Here is a 17,630-nt window from a genome sequence, read left to right as displayed (position 1 = left end):
CGCAACTAATTGTTCGTCATGATATTTTCGCTAGGGGTGTAGTATGGGCGAGTATTTTTGAATAGGGTTAGGATTACTGCCGCGCGACTGTGTAATGGGTCTGTAGCATGGGCAGTTAAGCGGGTTTATTTATACAGGTTTATTGAAGGGCTTTATTTATAAATAAACTTTGAAATTTTATCGGCATATGCGACAACATTTTTTGAAACCTCATTGCTAAACTCTGCTTCAGAATAACTGCTAAGCGGGCAACTAACGGATAATATAGCACTAATTTGTTGGGTGGCTTGACTATAAATGGGTGCAGCACAGGCTGCCATATCATGATTGAAATGCCCCCAACTGATCATAAAGGCTTGTTGCCGCACGTCTTCAAGGCGTTTTAATAACGCGTCTAAATTTTTTGGCGTACGTTCTGAATAAACCTGCCAATCATTAAAGTTTTCATAACGTGCAATCACTTCTGCTTCACTCAGTTGAGATAAAGCCAATTGCCCAATGACGGTGGCATGTGCCGGCCAGCGTGTACCAATATGGATATTACTGGTGAATGGACCATTGGATTGCACATTGCTGACAAAAACAATATGGGTATTGTCTAAAATTGATAAATGCACAGCAATTTCAATTTGATCGCGGAGTTCCCGCATAATGGGTGTCGCAATATCAATTAAAGAAGATTTAGATAAACTATTGAACCCTAGTTCCATCACATTGCTATTCAGTGCATAGGTTTTTTGCGACATTTTTCTTAAATAGCCGCAATGTTCTAAGGTATGGATTAAACGAAATGCACTAGAACGATTCACTGCTAGTTTTTCTGCAATTTCAGAAATGGTCATTTCTTGATGATGTTGATCAAATAATTTGAGGATGGCCAAGCCACGTACCAAACCAGGTACCAAATAACGATCATCTAAATTAGCCTCAGTGTCTTGCTTTAAAAGAATATTTGTAGAGTTCATTGGCATTGTGACCTAATAAGAAAGGATGACATTCCCAGAGTGAAAAGAAATGCGCTGCGTCATTTTAGCGCGCTAGTTTTTATATCTCAATGTTTATATATAAAACAATATTTCATAATCAAAATAATAAAAAATCAATTTTAATGTAAATCATTGAAAAATATATAAATATAAGATTTGACAAATAAATCGCTTAAAGCTTATGCTATTTCTAGTGTTTCAAATACTAAATAATGTTTTGCATATGAAACAAGGAAGAAGAGCACATGAACTGGATCTCTGTTTGTAAGATTGATGATGTTGCTGAGGAGGAACCCAAAGCCGTTGCTGTAGATGACAAAAGTATTGGTATTTTTGTGATCGAGGAAAATTATTTTGCGGTTGAAAATGTTTGTCCTCATGCCTATGCACTGCTGACTGAAGGATTTATCGAAGGCAATACAGTGGAATGCCCATTGCATGAAGCAATTTTTAATCTTGAAAGTGGTGTCTTAGAGAGCGGGCCAGGTTGTAGAAATTTATGTGTTTACCCTGTGCGTGTTGAGAATGGAGAAGTACAAATTCAACTTTAAAAAAGCAACAGTAAGCAAAAAGCAGGCAATCAACAGCGAGCAAAAGGAAGCCCTCAATGAAAGAGTTCAATGAAAAGCTAGCCAGATGGATTAATGCGACGCCTTCAAAGGACGCAGGAATTAACAATATTCAAATCCCCGGTCAGGTCGAACATTTGGTGTGGCAAAACCGCAGCAAAATACCCAGCCAATATGAAATGGATTTTGTTCAGCATTTAATACAAGCGTTTAGCAATGACGTCACCCAGCTCAATGATTTGGTTAGCACACTGAATCAGCAAGGATTTAGAAATGAAGATGGTGAGCTTTGGACCATCGAGTGTTTTTCCAGTGAAATGCAACGTTTGGGTTATTAATCATAAATAAGGACATGATGATGACAATAGCAATTGATATTGAAAAATATTTAGCGCTGGGTTTGCGAGATCAATGGTATCCAGTTTTGGCCAGTTGGGAAGTGGGTGCAAATCCTGTCGGTATTACCCGTCTTGGGGAAAATATTGTGTTGTGGCGTGATGGCGATGGCGTGGTGCATGCACTAGAAGATCGCTGTCCACATCGTGGTGCACGTTTATCACTCGGTTGGAATTTAGGCGATCGCGTGGCGTGTTGGTATCACGGTGTAGAGGTTGGTCATGACGGTACGGTGGTTGATGTGCCTGCTGTGAGTGACTGTCCGTTAAAAGGCAGTGATTGCGTGAAGGCTTATGCAGTCAAAGAAATGCATGATGCAATTTTTGTCTGGTTCGGGGTGGATGTACAAGCGCCAGCAGCTGATCTGAATTTACCTGATCAATTGTGTGATGCTGAGTGGAGCTCATTTCTATGTATGGCGGATTGGAAGGTAAATCATCAATATGCCATTGATAATGTTATGGACCCAATGCACGGTACTTATTTGCATTGCACATCGCACTCCATGGCGGAAGGTGAACGCACGGCAGAAATGAAACATCGTGCAACACCACATGGCTTTGTATTTGAAAAAGAAGGTCAAACTGGCGTGAACTTTGACTGGGTAGAGTACGGTCAAACGGGTGCAGCATGGCTGCGTTTATCGATTCCATATCGTAAGCAGTTTGGACCGGGTGGGGAGTTCTGGATTGTTGGTTTTGCAACCCCGATTGATGAGCACAATACCCGCGTATTTTTCTGGCGTTGTCGTAAGGTCAGTGGTTGGCAGCGTAATGTCTGGCGCTTTTTATATCGTAATCATCTGGAAAAATTACACTGGGATGTTTTGGAACAAGACCGCATTATTCTTGAAAATCTGGCGCCCAATGCGCGGCAACATGAGTTCTTATATCAGCATGATGTCGGCTTGGCACGCTTACGCCGCATGATGAAAAAAGAAGCTGAAAAACAGCTTAAAAAAATTCAAGCTTTACAGGATGCGCAAGACAGTAGTCGTATTCGCATGCAGGATATTTCACATGCTTAGCCCTGAAATTTTAAGCAATAAACGGATTTTGCTCACCGGTGCTGCACGAGGATTGGGACGAGATTTTGCCGCAGCCATCGCCCATGCGGGTGCGCATGTGGTCATGGCCGATATCTTGACCAATCAAGTACAGCATGAGGCGGCACAATTGGCTGCCCAAGGCTTGAAGGTCAGTGCGGTTAGCATGGATATTAGCCAGAAACAGTCGATTCAGCAGGCGGTCGAGGTTGCTGTGCAGCGGTTGGGTGGGCTAGATGGCTTGGTCAATTGCGCCGCCTTAGCAACAGGGGTCGGTGGGGTTGGCATGCAACAACATGACGAAGCACTTTGGGATCGGGTGATGACAGTCAATGTCAAAGGGACTTGGTTGGTTAGCCAAGCCTGTGTTCCTCATTTGCAAGCATCGGGTCAGGGCAAAATTGTCAATATTGCCTCAGATACCGCCTTGTGGGGGGCGCCGAAATTGTTGGCCTATGTGGCGAGTAAAGGCGCTTTGATTGCCATGACCCGTGCGATGGCCAGTGAATTGGGTGAATACAACATTTGTGTCAATACCGTTAGTCCTGGTTTGACTTTGGTAGAAGCGACACAGTATGTGCCACAACAACGCCATGATTTGTATGTAAATGGACGTGCCATTCAACGCCAGCAACATCCTGAAGATGTCAATGGTACGGTGCTGTATTTGCTGTCTGAAATGTCTTCCTTTGTCACGGGGCAGAATATTCCAGTGAATGGCGGCTTTGTGTTTAATTAAGGAGAAACACATGATTACAGGGATAGAAGTGCTCAAGTTCGGTGTGGAGAACCGCCAAGAAGCACAGCGTTTTTTGACTGATTTTGGTTTGCAAGCAGCGCTGTCTGACATTGAGGCGACGGATTTATATCAGACCCAAAACGGCTGCAAAATTTATCTATATGACTGGCATGATGCGCGTTTGCCAGCGGCAATAGAAGCAGGTTCGACTTTACGTGAAGTTACTTGGGGGGTTGATCAGCTTGAAGATTTAACGCATTTGGCGGAGAAACTTGCCGATGTAGACGGCTTTGTACAGCATGCGACACAACTACAATGTCGTGATCCCAATGGCATGACATTGGTTTTTCAGCACAGTATAACCCAGCCTGTGCCTACGGCGAAAACTGCGGGCATTAATCAATATGGCAATGTGCAACGTATCAATGCCGCCAGCCCGGTGTATGAGCAGGCGCAACCCGTCGATATTGGTCATGTGGTATTTTTCACGCCAGATTTGGCGAAGACGCAGGCATTTTATATTGAAAAATTAGGTTTTTATTTATCTGATGCCTATCGTGCCCGCGGTGCATTCTTACGCTGCCGTGCCGAAGCTTTTCATCACGATTTGTTTTTATTGTCGATCCCCAATAAGCCGGCGGGACTAAACCATGTGGCGTTTGTGGTCCGTGATATCCATGAAGTAATTGGTGGCGGTCTGGCGATGAATCGTCAAGCATGGTCAACTTTTATTGGACCTGGGCGTCATCCAATTTCATCTGCTTATTTCTGGTATGTCCATTCACCATTGGGTGGGGCTTTTGAGTACTACACCAATGATGACTATCTCACTGCAGATTGGCAGCCACGCGAAGAAGAACATAGCTTGGCTTTATTTACTGAATGGGCGATTGAAGGTGGTTTAGATCACGATACACGTCGCCAAGTTAAATCAGCTTAGCAAAGCGCAGGGAATAGGAGCACAACAATATGGATCGAATCGTGATTGTTGGAGCCGGGCAAGCGGCAGGATGGGCTGTACATACCTTACGTGATCAAGGCTTTGCGGGTGAAATTCATGTGGTGTCCAACGAAGAACAAGTGTTTTATGAACGCCCGCCTTTGTCTAAAGCGGTGTTATCGCGTGAAGCGACGCTAGAAAGTTTGAATTTATTTTCGAAGGATCAGGTCGATGCATTTGCGATTACTTGGCATAAACCAGATATCGCGATTGATGTGGATAAGACCGCGCAAACGGTGCAGCTGCAAAGTGGCAAAGTCTTAGCTTATGACAAATTACTGCTTGCCACAGGCAGCCGTGCGCGCATACCTGTTTTGACTTGGTCGAGTATGCAGCATGTGTATACCCTACGCGATATCCAAGATTGCCAGCAATTGGCTGACAAATTGGCGAGCGCTGAGCATGTTGCGGTCATTGGTGGCGGCTGGATTGGTTTGGAAATTGCTGCGACTGCACGCAAACAAGGTAAAAAAGTTGATATTTTTGAGTATGGCAGCAGGCTTTGTGCGCGTAGTGTGAGCCCAGAAGTTTCAGACTTTTTGTTGCAGTTACACCAAGCAATGGGCACTCAGATTCATTTAAATGCAACCCAGTTGCATCTGATTGAAAGCAGTAGTCAGCGTATCGAAGTGTTTAATGCCGATGTGAAATTACAGCAATTTGACTGTGTGGTGGTGGGCGCGGGAGCTGACATTGCCAAGGAGCTGGCATTACAGGCTGGGCTCGACAGTAAAGATGGCATTGTGGTGAATGCCTATGGGCAAAGTTCGGATGCCAATATTTATGCGGCAGGAGATGTCGCGATTCACCCCAGCTTGGGGTATTGCATTCAGTCTTGGGCAAATGCACAAAATCAAGCGATTGCAACAGCGAAGTCGATGTTGGGTGATATGACAGCCTACCAAGATATTCCTTGGTTATGGTCTGATCAATATGACTGCAATATTCAAATTTTAGGGACTTATCAGCCAGAAAAAACGCAGCAAGTCATTCTCCGCAAAGTGTCGGATCGCCAGCTTAGTTTTTTTTATCTGGATCAACAACAGCAGTTACTCAATATGATTGCGGTCAATGAAGCGAAATGGGTCAAACTGGCTAAACGATGGATGAGCAGCGCACGTCAGTTGGATCCAGCACAGTTGCAAGATCCAGAATTTAATCTGATGAAACTAAAATAGCTGTTAAAAATCATAGTATTAGACCATGAATTAAAGGATTTTACATGGATAATGATGCAAAAACAGGGATTAAGCATTGGATACCTGCGACCATTTTAATGATCTGCGTGGTATTGGCTTTTTTTGACAAGATCAGCATCGCAGTATTGTTTTCTGACGCAACCTTTCAACACGCCATGGGGATTGCGCAGGACAAAGCCAAACTCGGTTGGCTGATGACCAGCTTTCTGTTGGCATACGGTTTTTCTTCAATGTTTCTGAGTTTTTTGGGCGATATTTTTAGCCCGAAAAAAATGTTGTTTTGGAGTGTGACCTCATGGGGCATTCTCATGATTTTAATGGGCTTCACCACCGACTATAGCACCATGCTGACTTTACGGGTGTTATTGGGGTTGGCAGAAGGTCCGCTGTTTGCCTTGGCTTATACCATTGTTAAACAGACTTATACCGATCGTCAGCAAGCCAGAGCATCAACCATGTTCTTGTTGGGTACCCCCATCGGCGCGTTTTTAGGTTTTCCGATCACAGCCTTTGTCTTGGCACATTACGATTGGCATAGCACCTTTTTTGTCATGGGTGCGATGACTTTTGTGGTCTTGGCTTTGATTGTGTATGGCCTAAAAGACTTGCAGTTGAAACGTACGGTTGATCTGGAAGGCGTAGGGAAACGGGTCAATTTTAAAACCCACTTAAAGAATACCCAGCGTTTGATCAGCAATGGTGCTTTTTGGTTGCTGTGTATTTTTAACATTGCGTTGATGACGTACTTATGGGGATTAAACAGCTGGGTGCCGTCTTATTTAATCCAAGACAAAGGCTTTAACTTAAAAGAATTTGGTATTTATTCCAGCTTACCGTTTATCGCCATGTTGCTGGGTGAAGTATTCGGGGCGTTTATTTCAGATCGTTGGGGACGCCGCGCTATACAAGTCAGTGCGGGACTTTTGGTGGCAGGTATTTTTATGTACTTGATGGTCTTGGCACACGATCCGATGCTGGTCATTGTTGCCATGTCCTTAAGTGCCATGGCGTGGGGCTTTGGGGTCGCCGCAGTATTTGCCCTATTAGCACGGATTACCACAGCCGATGTGGGCGCAACAGCAGGTGGAATTTTTAATGGACTGGGTAATTTTGCCAGTGCAGCGGCACCGGTGGTGATTGGTGCCATTGTGATGCAAACCGGCAGTTTTAATATCGGCATTAGCTTTTTGGCAGCTGTTGCAGTGATTGGGGCATTTTTCTTGGCACCCTTACTACAACGCTACTAGCGCGGCATGCTCGGTCGAGGCGACAGACTTGGACTGACAACATGTTAGAACTTTAGAAGCTTAGAACTTTAGACCGCTTGAAGGTACAGATGCGGCAGCGGATCTTTTGATCACGTTGCAATAAACAGGAGCAGATTATGTCTACACAACAATTTGAATCATGGAAACAACCGGAAGGTCAATCATTGGCAGATTGGATTGCTGGGCGTATCGCACGCTTTGAAACGCGTAAATACGATTTTAATGCCTTGAAATTTCAAGCCGACTATGACCCCAAATATCGCCGTGCACAAATGCGCTATATGGGAACGGGTGCAACAGGGGTCGCCAATGATAGCAATACCGTGCCTGCTGAGAATTTTACCTTCTCTACCATGGTGTTGCCGCCACAATGCGAAGGACCATTACACATCCACCATGACGTAGAAGAAGTGTTTTTTATGCTACGTGGTGAGATTGATCTATTTATTGAACATGACGGTGAGAAATTCTCAACCCGTTTAAAAGAGCGCGATTTGATTTCGATTCCACCGGGTATTTATCGTGGTCTCTTTAACCCAGGTCAGGATGATGCCTTGATGTGTGTGATGCTGGGAACCGGCAAACCGACCATCCCGAACTATCCACCTGAGCATCCTTTGTCAAAAATTAAGCGTTAATGATAAGGGGCAAAGCGCGTCGTTGTACGCAGCGAGGCGCAAAATTTAAAGCGTTTGACCCATTGATGGTGGTCTAGCGACGCAGCTGATCGAAATAGCAGTTTGGAACAACAGGATGACCATGATGACTTTGGTTGAACAATTGGCACAGTTTGAAGTAAAGCATATCGATTTAGCCGGTGTGCAGCAGTCTTATCGTGAAGCCGGTCAAGGACCAGATCTGGTGTTGTTACATGGTATCAGTTCTGGCTCAGGTGCATGGCTAAAACAGCTGCAGGCCTTAAGTCCGCATTTTCATGTGCTGGCGTGGGATGCACCGGGGTATGGTCAATCCGATGTTTTGGCAACCGATCAGCCTAATGCGCTGGATTATGCCCATCGTCTCAAAGCATGGTTGGATGCGTTGGGAGTGAAACAGGTCATTTTACTGGGGCACTCCTTGGGGGCTATGCAGGCGGCGGCATTTCAGGCGAGTTATCCCGAATATGTACGCGCACTGATATTGGCCAATCCAGCACAAGGCTATTACAGCGCAGATGCGGCACAGCAAGCTGAGGTTTATGCCAAGCGACCGCAAATGTTGCAACAATTGGGTGCGATTGGCATGGCTAAATTGCGTGGACCGCATTTGGCTGCGCATTGTTCGGCAGAGGTTTTGCACTTGATCACCGTCATGATGCAAGGCATTGGCTTGGCTGGTTTTACTGCGGCATCGTATTTACTGGCCTATGACGCTATAAAGCGTTATTTGCGTCCACAACAAGCCCATACCCATGTCATTAAAGCTATGTTGGATGGCATCACACCGCCACAAGATATTCAGGACTTGGCAGATCAGTTTCAGCTGCAGTCGTGTTATGCGCTTGAACAGGCAGGGCACCTGAGTTATTTGGACCAAGCCACACAGTTCAATCAAATTTTATTGTCACTTCATGACGCAAAGATGTGAGATAGGGAAATGAGCTTCCAATTAGAAGGGAAAAATGCAGTTGTGACCGGCGGCTCGTCTGGTATCGGTCTGGCAACTGTCGAATTATTACTGGCACAAGGCGCTCGTGTTGCATGGTGTGGTCGAGACCAACAGCGTCTAGAACAATCACGTGCTTATATGGAGTCGCGTTATCCAGATGCCAAAATCTTTACCATGACATGTAATGTTTTAGACAAACAGCAAGTACAGCAATTTGCTGCTGCGGTACAACAACAATTTTCAGGTGTGGATTGCTTGATCAATAATGCTGGGCAAGGGCGTGTGTCTAACTTTGACAATACGGCAGATGAGGACTGGCTCAAAGAAGTTGAGCTGAAGTATTTTAGTGTTTTGCACCCGATCCGCGCTTTTTTGCCAGCCTTAAAACAATCAAATGCTGCATCGATTAGCAATGTTAATTCTTTATTGGCCTTACAACCAGAGCCGCACATGATCGCAACCTCATCTGCACGTGCGGCATTACTGAACTTAACCCATTCCTTGGCGCATCAATTTGCCCCAGATCGGATTCGGGTCAATTCAATTTTATTGGGCATGGTGGAATCTGCGCAATGGAAACGACGCTATCAAGAACGCAGTGATCCTGAGCAGTCTTGGGCTGAGTGGATTGGCAATATTGCCAAAAAACGCGGCATTCCTATGGGGCGTTTGGGTAAGCCTGAAGAAGCGGCTCAAGCGTTGGTGTTTTTGGCATCACCATTGGCATCTTATACCACAGGTTCTGTGATTGATGTCTCTGGTGGCTTTAATAAACACATATAAGGTGAGCCTATGAAACAATTGATGATGATTGGCTTTGGTGCAATGGCCAACGAAGTTCGCCAGCATTTACCTGAAGATTTAGTGCTACGTTGGGTGGTGGTTCCTGCACGGAGTGTCGCCCATGTACAACAACTGTTACCAGCAACGGTGCAAGTGATCAGTGATGTTGAGGCTTGTCAGGGGCAGCCAGACTATGTGATTGAAGTGGCTGGTCAAGCGGCGGTCAAACAGCATGCTGCTCAGGTATTAGGCAAAGGCTGGCGTCTCGGCTTGATCTCAGTGGGCACTTTGGCAGATGCCGATTTTTTACAACAGTTACTTCACATTGCGCAAAATTCTGGCGGTCATTTACATGTGCTTGCTGGTGCAATCGCAGGTATTGATGGCTTAGCTGCAGCCAAAGAAGGTGGCTTAGAACAGGTGACCTATAAAGGTTGTAAAAGCCCCAAGAGCTGGCGAGGAAGCTATGCCGAACAGTTGATTGATTTAGATCAGGTCACAGAAAGCACTGTGTTTTATACCGGTACAGCGCGTGAGGCTGCTTTGGATTTTCCAGCCAATGCCAATGTTGCTGCCACCATTGCTTTGGCTGGAATAGGTATGGATCAAACCCGTGTGGAGCTGAGTGTTGATCCACATATTCAACAAAATAAACATAGCATTGTTGCGACAGGGCGTTTTGGACAAATGCATATCGAAATGTCTGGTGTGCCCTTAGCAAGCAATCCCAAAACCTCAACCTTAGCTGCACTGAGCGTGATCCGTGCATGCCGCAATAGTGTTGATGCCATTCAAATTTAAAAGGATTGTTGCCATGGTAAAAGAAATTTATATCGCTGGAGAATGGCGTTTAGGGCGTGGTCCTGTGATCCAAAGTAACTTTCCTGCGGATCAGTCGCTCAATGCCGAGATTGCGAGCGCATCGCTTGATGATGTGCATGAGGCAATCGTGAAAGCCGACCAAGCCTGGCGTCAGTCCGCATGGCGTCATTCATTGCCACATGAACGGGCTAAAATTTTATATCGTGTAGCTGATTTGATTGAGGCACGTGCTGAGCAATTGGCGCAATTACAAACCCGTGATAATGGTAAGCCTTTGGCTGAAACCCGTGCCTTGGTGATGAGTGCGGCGGCGACAGCACGTTTCAATGCTGCTGCATGTGAGACTTTAAATGAAGAGCTCACCACACAGCGTGCCGCAGATTTTATGACCATGAGTGTGCATGAGCCAGTGGGGGTGGTTGCTGCGATTACACCGTGGAATTCACCGATTGCCAGCGAAGTACAAAAACTGGCACCGGCTTTGGCTGCAGGCAATGCGGTGGTTTTAAAGCCTGCCGAAGCGACTTCATTGATTGCGTTGGAACTGGCGAAAATTTTTGCAGAAGCTGGGTTGCCCAAAGGTCTATTGAGCGTGCTGGTTGGGCGTGGCGCAGTGATTGGTGATGCCATCGCGCAGCATCCCTTGGTGCGCAAGATTTCATTTACTGGCGGAACCACTACAGGACGGCATTTGGCACATATTGCTGCCGATAAACTGATTACCACTGCGTTGGAATTGGGCGGGAAGTCACCAACCATCGTACTTGCCGATGCCGATATCGAGTTGGCAGCCAAAGGGATTGTTTATGGCATATTTAGTTCGGCCGGGCAGGCTTGTATTGCAGGATCAAGGCTGTTTATTCACCGTTCAATTTATGACCGTCTGTTAAAGCGTATTGTGGAAATCAGTGCTGCCTTAAGGGTGGGGCATCCAGAACAGCCCAATGTACATATGGGACCGTTGATCAATGCCAAACATTTGCAGTCGGTGCACCAATATGTCGAGTTGGCCAAGGCTGAAGGGGGGCAGGTGGTACTGGGAGGTGAAGCACTCACTGCAGGCGAATTGAGCAAAGGGAGTTATTATCCACCGACCATTATTACGGGTTTAAGCAATCAAGCGCAAAGTTGTCAGCAAGAAATCTTTGGTCCTGTATTGGTGGTGCTGGCTTATGACGATGAACAAGATCTGATCGCTCAGGCCAATGACAGTTGTTTTGGTTTGGCAGCTGGTATTTGGACTGAAAATTATCGTCACGCTTGGCGTTTGGCACGTGTGCTTGAGGTGGGAACGGTTTGGATTAACACCTATAAAAAGTTTTCGGTGAGTACCCCATTTGGCGGCTTCAAAGACAGTGGTATTGGCCGCGAAAAAGGACGACTCGGTATTTTGTCTTATATGCAGCAAAAAAGTATTTATTTGGGATTAAGCGAGCAAGCCAACCCTTGGGCTGAGTAGCCAGTAGGATGAAGCCAGCACCATTAAGAATGAAGGAACAAAAGAATGACTGAACGCGTAAATGTAGGCGAAGCCATCGCTAGAATATTGGAACAACATCAGGTTGAGAGTCTGTATGGCGTAATTTCCATCCATAACTTACCCATTGCCGATGCCATAGGTCGCCGTGAAAAAATTCGTTTTATCGCTGCACGTGGTGAAGCTGGATCGGTGACGATGGCAGATGCACATGCTCGTTTTAAAGGTTTGGGCGTAGCCCTGACCAGTACTGGCGCAGGGGCTGGCAATGCGGTAGGCTCTTTAATCGAAGCTATGAATGCCGCCAGCCCAGTGTTGCATTTAACTGGGCAAGTTGAACGCGAGTATCTCGATCGTGATGCCAGTTTTATTCATGAAACCAAAGATCAGCTCAGCTTTTTAAAAGCATCGAGTAAAGCTGCTTTTCGTATTAGCAGTCCAGAGCATGCGGTGGGGGTGATTCGAGAGGCTATTCGTATTGCGACCACTGTACCGATGGGTCCGGTGAGTGTAGAAATTCCAATCGATGTACAGGCAGCTGAAATCGATTTACCCGCCAATTTAGCACCAGTTCAAGCCTTAGCCTTGCCTGCTGCTGAACAAGCTGAAATCGATGCGCTTGCGGCACAGTTAACCGCAGCCAAACGCCCGATGCTATGGGTTGGTGGCGGGTGTTTACATGCGGTTGACGAAGTGCGTGCCTTGGCTGATTTGGGGATACCTGTGCTGTCGTCTACGCATGCCCGTGGCGTTTTGGCGGATGATCATCCGCGTAATTTAAGAGCCTTTCACAATGCAACGGCTGTGGAGCAACTGCTAGAACAGGCTGATCTATTGCTGGTGGTGGGTTCTCGCCTCAGAAGCAATGAAACCAAAACCTATAGTTTGGCTTTTCCAGATCAGGTGATTCAAATTGATGCCAGTCCGATGGCACAGCAACGCAATTATAAGATTTCACAATTTATTTGTGGTGATAGCCGCGACACCTTGGCACGTTTGCTACAGGCTATGTCGGGGCTCAGTAAAATAGATGCTGACTATGACGCGCAAATCACCGCAGCACGTGAACAAGCCATCGCCAAGCTACGTGAGCAAATGGATCAATATGCTTTGATTTGTGATCATTTGCGTGCAGCCCTCCCTGAGGATGGCATTTTTGTTCGTGACATCACTATGTCTGGCAGTACTTGGGGCAGTCGTCTATTTCCAGTACAGCGACCAAAGCAAAATATTCACTCCTTGGCGGGTGCCATTGGTTTAGGCTTGGCGCATGCCATTGGTGCTGCGATTGCCAATCCCACGAAGAAAGTCGTTGGTTTGGTGGGGGATGGTGGTTTGATGCTGGGTATTGGTGAAATTGCCACTATGGCACAGGAAAATACCGACATGGTGTTGATGGTAATGAATGACGGCGGTTATGGCGTAATGCGCGGCATTCAAAACAATTACTTTAGTGGCAGACAATATTTTAATGCACTGCACACACCAGACTATCGTTTATTAGGAGAGTCCATGGGAATTAAAAGTTGGAAGGTAGGCAGTGCTGCCGAATTTAAAACGGCAATCCAGCAAGCCATTGCCATCGATGGTCCTGCGCTTATTGAGCTGGATATGCATGCTATTGGTCCATTACAGTTTGCTGGACCGCCACAGAAAAAATTGTACTAGTGCTTGTACTGCGCCAATAAATTCTAGTGAGGGCTGAGGTTCAAGGTGTGGGAATTTTGGGGAAATTCTACGCCTTAGTCTGCTAAAGCCTAGTTCCATCAAGGGCGAAGTTTCATCAAGGGCGAAGGGGTTGCGCATAGGAATTGCCGACCTACAGCTGCTGAAGCAAGTCTTCACTATTATTTTTTTAGCTAAATTAAATACCAAACAATGTTTTTTATATAAAACAAGACATCCATAGGGAAATGATATGAAAAAAATAATTTCTAGCGTTGCAATCGTCGCATCTTGCACGGGGTTAAACAGTTATAGCTATGCTGAGGCATCGACTGAGCAAAGAGACCCTTTGTTGTGGAGCAGTGCAGATGGTCGTAAATCTTTTAAAGTCGGTGGGGTAGTGCGTTTAAACCATCGCTATGAGCAATGGCAGGCTAGTCCAAACCGCGGTTTTGGCAAATTAGACTTTGATATTTTTCGTTTAGACCTCAAAGGTCAGTATGACAAGGCTTATTTAGATGCCAGCTACGTGGTACAGGATCAAGAAAAAACTTCAATTGAAAAAGCCTTTGTCGGCTATAAACTCACAGATCAGCAACGGCTTGAAGCTGGTATTGTTTATAAACCTTTTGCGATTTATCCCTATCCACAAAATGGTTGGACCTATCATATCCCCTTCTTTTTAGGCTATGGCAATAATGCTGCACCTGGGGTGAACTGGGGGTATAACAATGCCGATTGGGATATTAAACTGGGATATTACCCGCGTATGTTAGATGCAGATTTGCGTTATTCACCAGAGTCGGCAACTTATGAAGATTTATCGGAGAATCATTTATCGTTCCAAGCTGGCTATCAAAATGAAAAGCAAAACCAAGTGAATGCACGTGTGGTACATAAATTTGGCAATGCGCAGTTGGGGAAACATGAAGCGGGTTTGTCTGGTTCTTGGGCACAGCTGCATAATAAGAGCACCGATAAACAAGGTCATTATTATGCTGTCGGGCTACATAGTAATAGCAACTATCAACGCTGGAATCTACAGTCTTCACTGATTCATTATCAATATGATGCCAAGAATCCAACCGGCGTCGACAAAGACATGACCTTAATGGGGGCAAATGGTTTAACGCCGGCATATTTTATTGCCTCTGAGGGAACGGTTGCGAGTGTCAATGTGGCCTATACCTTACCCGTACAGAATATGGGCAAATTAAAAGCCATCCGTTTTTATAATGACTATAGTTACCTCGATAAAAAACGTAGTGATTGGGCAGCTTCACAGATGAATACCACCGGCGCAATGTTTATTGCATCGCCCTTTATGCTTTGGGCGGATTATACCTGGGGTAAAAATGCCAATATTATTGGTGGCGCAACGAATGGCACGGGGTTTACTTCAGCGACTTCTGAAAATAGTGAGAAATGGATGTATCGCGTCAATTTAAATATTGGCTTTAGTTTCTAAAATTGCTTTAGGTTATATCTAGGTCCTGCGCAATCCTCTTTAAGCGAAATGTTGCTTAACCGATGAATCAACTGCAACTTTTGATTCATCGGTTTTTTTTAGAGGATAGGGGCACTGGTTCAGTTCGGGCTTTGGTTTTAGCAGGCAATTGCTGCAGCGCGTTCAAAAATGGACTCGACTTGTTCAAAAGCGAGCTTGCTCATTTGGTTTTGATGTTCGCGTGCATAACGATTGACAGCACGTTCTAGGGTTTCGAGGAAATCATTATAATGGTCTTCAAAATCGGGTAGATCGAGCAAATCTAAGCGTTTTTTATTATGACAATTATATTGCTGAATAAAGCTCAACATTAACTTTTGCACAGCGGTATCGGTAAAATAAATCAAATAGGTTGCGGCAGAACCACAATGTAAGCAGCCCTGTTCAAGGTAAATTTCTTCGTTGTTGAACCAACAACACTGTAGGGTGTAAAAAGCACGGAGGGCTTCAGTGGCTAAGCTTGGTTTTTCTATTAAGCTGGTTTTTTCCATAATGGTCACTATATATTAAACGCTTTATAATTGATAATCATTATCAGTTAGTTTGTGGGTGAAGTCCATCCGATAAAAATTTAAATTCTTAAAAAATTAATCGGTTATTCCGTAAATATTTGATATTAAGAAATATATTTTTATTGTTGCTTGCACGTATCTTAGACAAAGTATGTACGATTGCAGATAGGATGGTGTCGATCTAGGCACTCAATCGCTGCTATGGCATAGGGGGCTAAGCTGTGCCGAGCTTAGGATAAGCTAGCATCTACATCTTCATTGTTGATCATTAAATTTGCGCGAACAGCAGCTAAACTATTGCCTGTTTCGCATAAATAAATAATAATCACTATCATTTGAATTTAGTGCCAGTATTGATTGAGTTGCGTCATGTCATCAACCCTACAACAGAATATGCAACAACTTTATGTGGATCATAATGCATGGCTCAAAAACTACCTCAACAGGCAGTTACTGGCGCGTAATGATGTTGCGGCAGATTTAGTTCAGGATACTTTTTTATCTTTATTGGAGAAACCACATTGTATTCCACAGATTCGGGAACAGCGTGCTTTCTTATTAACCATTGCCAAACGGAAGTTATTTAATTTTTGGCGTAAACAAGATTTAGAGCAGACCTATTTACAAAGTTTGGAACATTATGGCATAGCGCAAGATAGTATTCCTGCCGAACAATTGTGTTTAATCCAAGATGCTTTACAGCAAATCGATTTATTATTAGATGGGCTAAGTAGCGCTGTACAACAGGCTTTTTTACTGAAAAAATTAGAAGGTTTAACCCATCCAGATATCGCACAGCGTATGCAGATATCTTTGGCCACAGTTGAGCGTTATATTAAACAAGCGACCATCCACTGTGTATTACGACGTAAACATATTTTAAATGACAACGTTAAATGACAGCTGAACACGATCAAACATCTGATCAACTGGACCCTATTTTACTACAAGCCATTGATTGGATGGTGTGTTTGGAATCTGGTTTAGCGACTTTAGCTGAACAGCAAGCGTTTCAGGATTGGTTACAACAAGATATACGCCATCAACAGGCTTGGCATAGTCTGGAACAAAGCATGGATCTGCCTTTTCAACAATTACAGCAATGTAGTCGCGCGGCAGAGCTCCCAGTTGCAGCCATGACGCAAACGGTGTTACAGCCTAAACAGCGTCAGCTTAAAGCGCTACTCAAAGGGGGCGGTGCATTATTCTGTTTGGGTTTATTGGTGAGCATGGTTTGGTTACAGCAAAGTCGTCCTTTGTCTTTTATTCAAGCTGACTACTATACAAAAACAGCAGAGCAAAAACAGATTCGTTTGCAAGATGGCAGTGAAATTACTTTGGCGCCTTATTCTGCGATTCAGGTCGATTATAATGCGTCACAACGACATATTTATATTTTAGAGGGTGCATTAATTGCCAAGGTGGCAGCAGATCGTAACCGTCCTTTTGTGGTTCAAACCAAACAAGCTGCAATGCAAGCTTTGGGCACAGAATTTATGGTGCAACAACATGGGCAATATAGTGATTTGGCGGTATTAGAACATCGTGTAAAAGCCAGCAATAGTCACCAGTCTAAAGCAGTATTCGAAGGGCAATCTGTACGTGTTGATGCAGATAAAATTGAAAAACTCGCCATGAAAGCGCAAGATCTCGCCAGTTGGAAAGATGGTGTTTTACAGGTTGAAGATATGACCTTGGCAGAATTCATTGAGCGGATTAAACCACATCATCAGGGTTATATTTACTTAAGCGATGAGGTCAAGCATATTAAAGTGTATGGGGTATTTTATCTCACGGACACCAATAAAATTTTAGAGATCTTAGAAAGTACCCACCCGATTCGAATACGAAAAAGTCATTTAGGTTGGATCGTTATTCAGTCGAAATGATTGGGGAAATGGGTGGGGAAATGAGTGGTATAAGTATTTTGAGTCATTCACGGTGTTAGTTTTACGGATTGAATTTAAAAAAATACGATTATTTTGAGGGGATTTACCTTGTTGGCGTGACATATAAAAAGAATACATTCATTTTGTCACGTTCGAGGTTGATCA

18 protein-coding genes are annotated in these 17,630 nt (G+C 44.7%); 16 read left to right on the top strand and 2 right to left on the bottom strand.

Annotated elements, in window-relative coordinates:
• Positions 1–152: 152 nt before the first annotated feature.
• A complete protein-coding gene (locus BFG52_RS11230) occupies positions 153–971 on the bottom strand; it encodes an IclR family transcriptional regulator (RefSeq protein WP_407639205.1) in 819 nt (272 codons plus the stop codon).
• Between the two features lie 260 nt (positions 972–1,231).
• Between BFG52_RS11230 and BFG52_RS11225 the strand changes: the two genes are divergently transcribed.
• From BFG52_RS11225 to BFG52_RS11160, 14 genes are all read left to right on the top strand, one after another.
• A complete protein-coding gene (locus BFG52_RS11225; RefSeq protein WP_067556146.1) occupies positions 1,232–1,537 on the top strand; it encodes a non-heme iron oxygenase ferredoxin subunit in 306 nt (101 codons plus the stop codon).
• Positions 1,538–1,593: 56 nt separating this feature from the next.
• Entirely contained in the window at positions 1,594–1,893 is a 300-nt protein-coding gene (locus tag BFG52_RS11220; RefSeq protein WP_067556143.1) for a recombinase-like helix-turn-helix domain-containing protein, read from the top strand.
• Positions 1,894–1,913: 20 nt separating this feature from the next.
• Complete coding sequence (locus BFG52_RS11215) at positions 1,914–2,978, top strand: Rieske 2Fe-2S domain-containing protein (RefSeq protein WP_407639204.1); 1,065 nt, start codon at positions 1,914–1,916, stop codon at positions 2,976–2,978.
• On the top strand, positions 2,971–3,735 hold the full coding sequence (locus BFG52_RS11210) for an SDR family oxidoreductase (protein WP_067556138.1): 765 nt from the start codon (positions 2,971–2,973) through the stop codon (positions 3,733–3,735). The genes BFG52_RS11215 and BFG52_RS11210 overlap by 8 nt, the downstream gene beginning before the upstream one ends.
• A gap of 10 nt (positions 3,736–3,745) precedes the next feature.
• Entirely contained in the window at positions 3,746–4,675 is a 930-nt protein-coding gene (locus tag BFG52_RS11205; protein WP_067556135.1) for a VOC family protein, read from the top strand.
• A 29-nt stretch (positions 4,676–4,704) separates the two neighbouring features.
• Positions 4,705–5,913, top strand: coding sequence for an NAD(P)/FAD-dependent oxidoreductase (locus tag BFG52_RS11200; RefSeq protein WP_067556132.1), 1,209 nt, complete (start codon positions 4,705–4,707; stop codon positions 5,911–5,913).
• Between the two features lie 44 nt (positions 5,914–5,957).
• Entirely contained in the window at positions 5,958–7,181 is a 1,224-nt protein-coding gene (locus BFG52_RS11195; protein ID WP_067556130.1) for an MFS transporter, read from the top strand.
• Positions 7,182–7,318: 137 nt separating this feature from the next.
• A complete protein-coding gene (locus BFG52_RS11190; RefSeq protein ID WP_067556127.1) occupies positions 7,319–7,840 on the top strand; it encodes a cupin domain-containing protein in 522 nt (173 codons plus the stop codon).
• A gap of 121 nt (positions 7,841–7,961) precedes the next feature.
• Positions 7,962–8,789: an alpha/beta fold hydrolase gene (locus tag BFG52_RS11185; RefSeq protein WP_067559480.1), complete on the top strand. Its 828-nt coding sequence runs from the start codon at positions 7,962–7,964 to the stop codon at positions 8,787–8,789.
• Positions 8,790–8,798: 9 nt separating this feature from the next.
• On the top strand, positions 8,799–9,593 hold the full coding sequence (locus BFG52_RS11180) for an SDR family oxidoreductase (protein ID WP_067556118.1): 795 nt from the start codon (positions 8,799–8,801) through the stop codon (positions 9,591–9,593).
• A gap of 9 nt (positions 9,594–9,602) precedes the next feature.
• A complete protein-coding gene (locus BFG52_RS11175; protein ID WP_067556115.1) occupies positions 9,603–10,394 on the top strand; it encodes an aspartate dehydrogenase in 792 nt (263 codons plus the stop codon).
• Between the two features lie 13 nt (positions 10,395–10,407).
• On the top strand, positions 10,408–11,874 hold the full coding sequence (locus BFG52_RS11170; protein ID WP_067556114.1) for an aldehyde dehydrogenase: 1,467 nt from the start codon (positions 10,408–10,410) through the stop codon (positions 11,872–11,874).
• Positions 11,875–11,919: 45 nt separating this feature from the next.
• Complete coding sequence (locus BFG52_RS11165) at positions 11,920–13,560, top strand: thiamine pyrophosphate-binding protein (RefSeq protein ID WP_067556111.1); 1,641 nt, start codon at positions 11,920–11,922, stop codon at positions 13,558–13,560.
• 250 nt (positions 13,561–13,810) lie between these two features.
• Complete coding sequence (locus tag BFG52_RS11160; protein ID WP_067556107.1) at positions 13,811–15,025, top strand: hypothetical protein; 1,215 nt, start codon at positions 13,811–13,813, stop codon at positions 15,023–15,025.
• Between the two features lie 137 nt (positions 15,026–15,162).
• Here the strand turns inward: BFG52_RS11160 and BFG52_RS11155 are convergent, their stop codons facing one another.
• Positions 15,163–15,555, bottom strand: a complete 393-nt coding sequence (locus BFG52_RS11155; protein ID WP_067556104.1) for a hypothetical protein — start codon at positions 15,553–15,555, stop codon at positions 15,163–15,165.
• 390 nt (positions 15,556–15,945) lie between these two features.
• On the opposite strand from BFG52_RS11155, the gene BFG52_RS11150 reads away from it, so the two are divergent.
• Together BFG52_RS11150 and BFG52_RS11145 are read left to right on the top strand one after the other, a co-directional pair.
• A complete protein-coding gene (locus BFG52_RS11150) occupies positions 15,946–16,476 on the top strand; it encodes a sigma-70 family RNA polymerase sigma factor (RefSeq protein ID WP_067556101.1) in 531 nt (176 codons plus the stop codon).
• On the top strand, positions 16,473–17,465 hold the full coding sequence (locus BFG52_RS11145; protein WP_067556098.1) for a FecR family protein: 993 nt from the start codon (positions 16,473–16,475) through the stop codon (positions 17,463–17,465). Before BFG52_RS11150 ends, BFG52_RS11145 begins: the two co-directional genes overlap by 4 nt.
• Positions 17,466–17,630 lie beyond the last annotated feature (165 nt).

Source organism: Acinetobacter larvae (assembly GCF_001704115.1).
Classification (GTDB): domain Bacteria; phylum Pseudomonadota; class Gammaproteobacteria; order Pseudomonadales; family Moraxellaceae; genus Acinetobacter; species Acinetobacter larvae.
Note: the sequence above shows the minus strand (reverse complement) of the source record. Positions and strands in the feature narration are given on the sequence as shown.

Excerpts from the sequence above, each read along its gene's own strand:
- BFG52_RS11180 (WP_067556118.1), top strand. The coding sequence starts at position 8,799 with ATGAGCTTCCAATTAGAAGGGAAAAATGCAGTTGTGACCGGCGGCTCG.
- BFG52_RS11195 (WP_067556130.1), top strand. The coding sequence starts at position 5,958 with ATGGATAATGATGCAAAAACAGGGATTAAGCATTGGATACCTGCGACC.
- BFG52_RS11190 (WP_067556127.1), top strand. The coding sequence starts at position 7,319 with ATGTCTACACAACAATTTGAATCATGGAAACAACCGGAAGGTCAATCA.
- BFG52_RS11155 (WP_067556104.1), bottom strand. The coding sequence starts at position 15,555 with ATGGAAAAAACCAGCTTAATAGAAAAACCAAGCTTAGCCACTGAAGCC.
- BFG52_RS11170 (WP_067556114.1), top strand. The coding sequence starts at position 10,408 with ATGGTAAAAGAAATTTATATCGCTGGAGAATGGCGTTTAGGGCGTGGT.
- BFG52_RS11150 (WP_067556101.1), top strand. The coding sequence starts at position 15,946 with ATGTCATCAACCCTACAACAGAATATGCAACAACTTTATGTGGATCAT.
- BFG52_RS11230 (WP_407639205.1), bottom strand. The coding sequence starts at position 971 with ATGCCAATGAACTCTACAAATATTCTTTTAAAGCAAGACACTGAGGCT.
- BFG52_RS11205 (WP_067556135.1), top strand. The coding sequence starts at position 3,746 with ATGATTACAGGGATAGAAGTGCTCAAGTTCGGTGTGGAGAACCGCCAA.
- BFG52_RS11160 (WP_067556107.1), top strand. The coding sequence starts at position 13,811 with ATGAAAAAAATAATTTCTAGCGTTGCAATCGTCGCATCTTGCACGGGG.
- BFG52_RS11210 (WP_067556138.1), top strand. The coding sequence starts at position 2,971 with ATGCTTAGCCCTGAAATTTTAAGCAATAAACGGATTTTGCTCACCGGT.
- BFG52_RS11225 (WP_067556146.1), top strand. The coding sequence starts at position 1,232 with ATGAACTGGATCTCTGTTTGTAAGATTGATGATGTTGCTGAGGAGGAA.
- BFG52_RS11145 (WP_067556098.1), top strand. The coding sequence starts at position 16,473 with ATGACAGCTGAACACGATCAAACATCTGATCAACTGGACCCTATTTTA.
- BFG52_RS11220 (WP_067556143.1), top strand. The coding sequence starts at position 1,594 with ATGAAAGAGTTCAATGAAAAGCTAGCCAGATGGATTAATGCGACGCCT.
- BFG52_RS11175 (WP_067556115.1), top strand. The coding sequence starts at position 9,603 with ATGAAACAATTGATGATGATTGGCTTTGGTGCAATGGCCAACGAAGTT.
- BFG52_RS11165 (WP_067556111.1), top strand. The coding sequence starts at position 11,920 with ATGACTGAACGCGTAAATGTAGGCGAAGCCATCGCTAGAATATTGGAA.
- BFG52_RS11185 (WP_067559480.1), top strand. The coding sequence starts at position 7,962 with ATGATGACTTTGGTTGAACAATTGGCACAGTTTGAAGTAAAGCATATC.
- BFG52_RS11200 (WP_067556132.1), top strand. The coding sequence starts at position 4,705 with ATGGATCGAATCGTGATTGTTGGAGCCGGGCAAGCGGCAGGATGGGCT.
- BFG52_RS11215 (WP_407639204.1), top strand. The coding sequence starts at position 1,914 with ATGACAATAGCAATTGATATTGAAAAATATTTAGCGCTGGGTTTGCGA.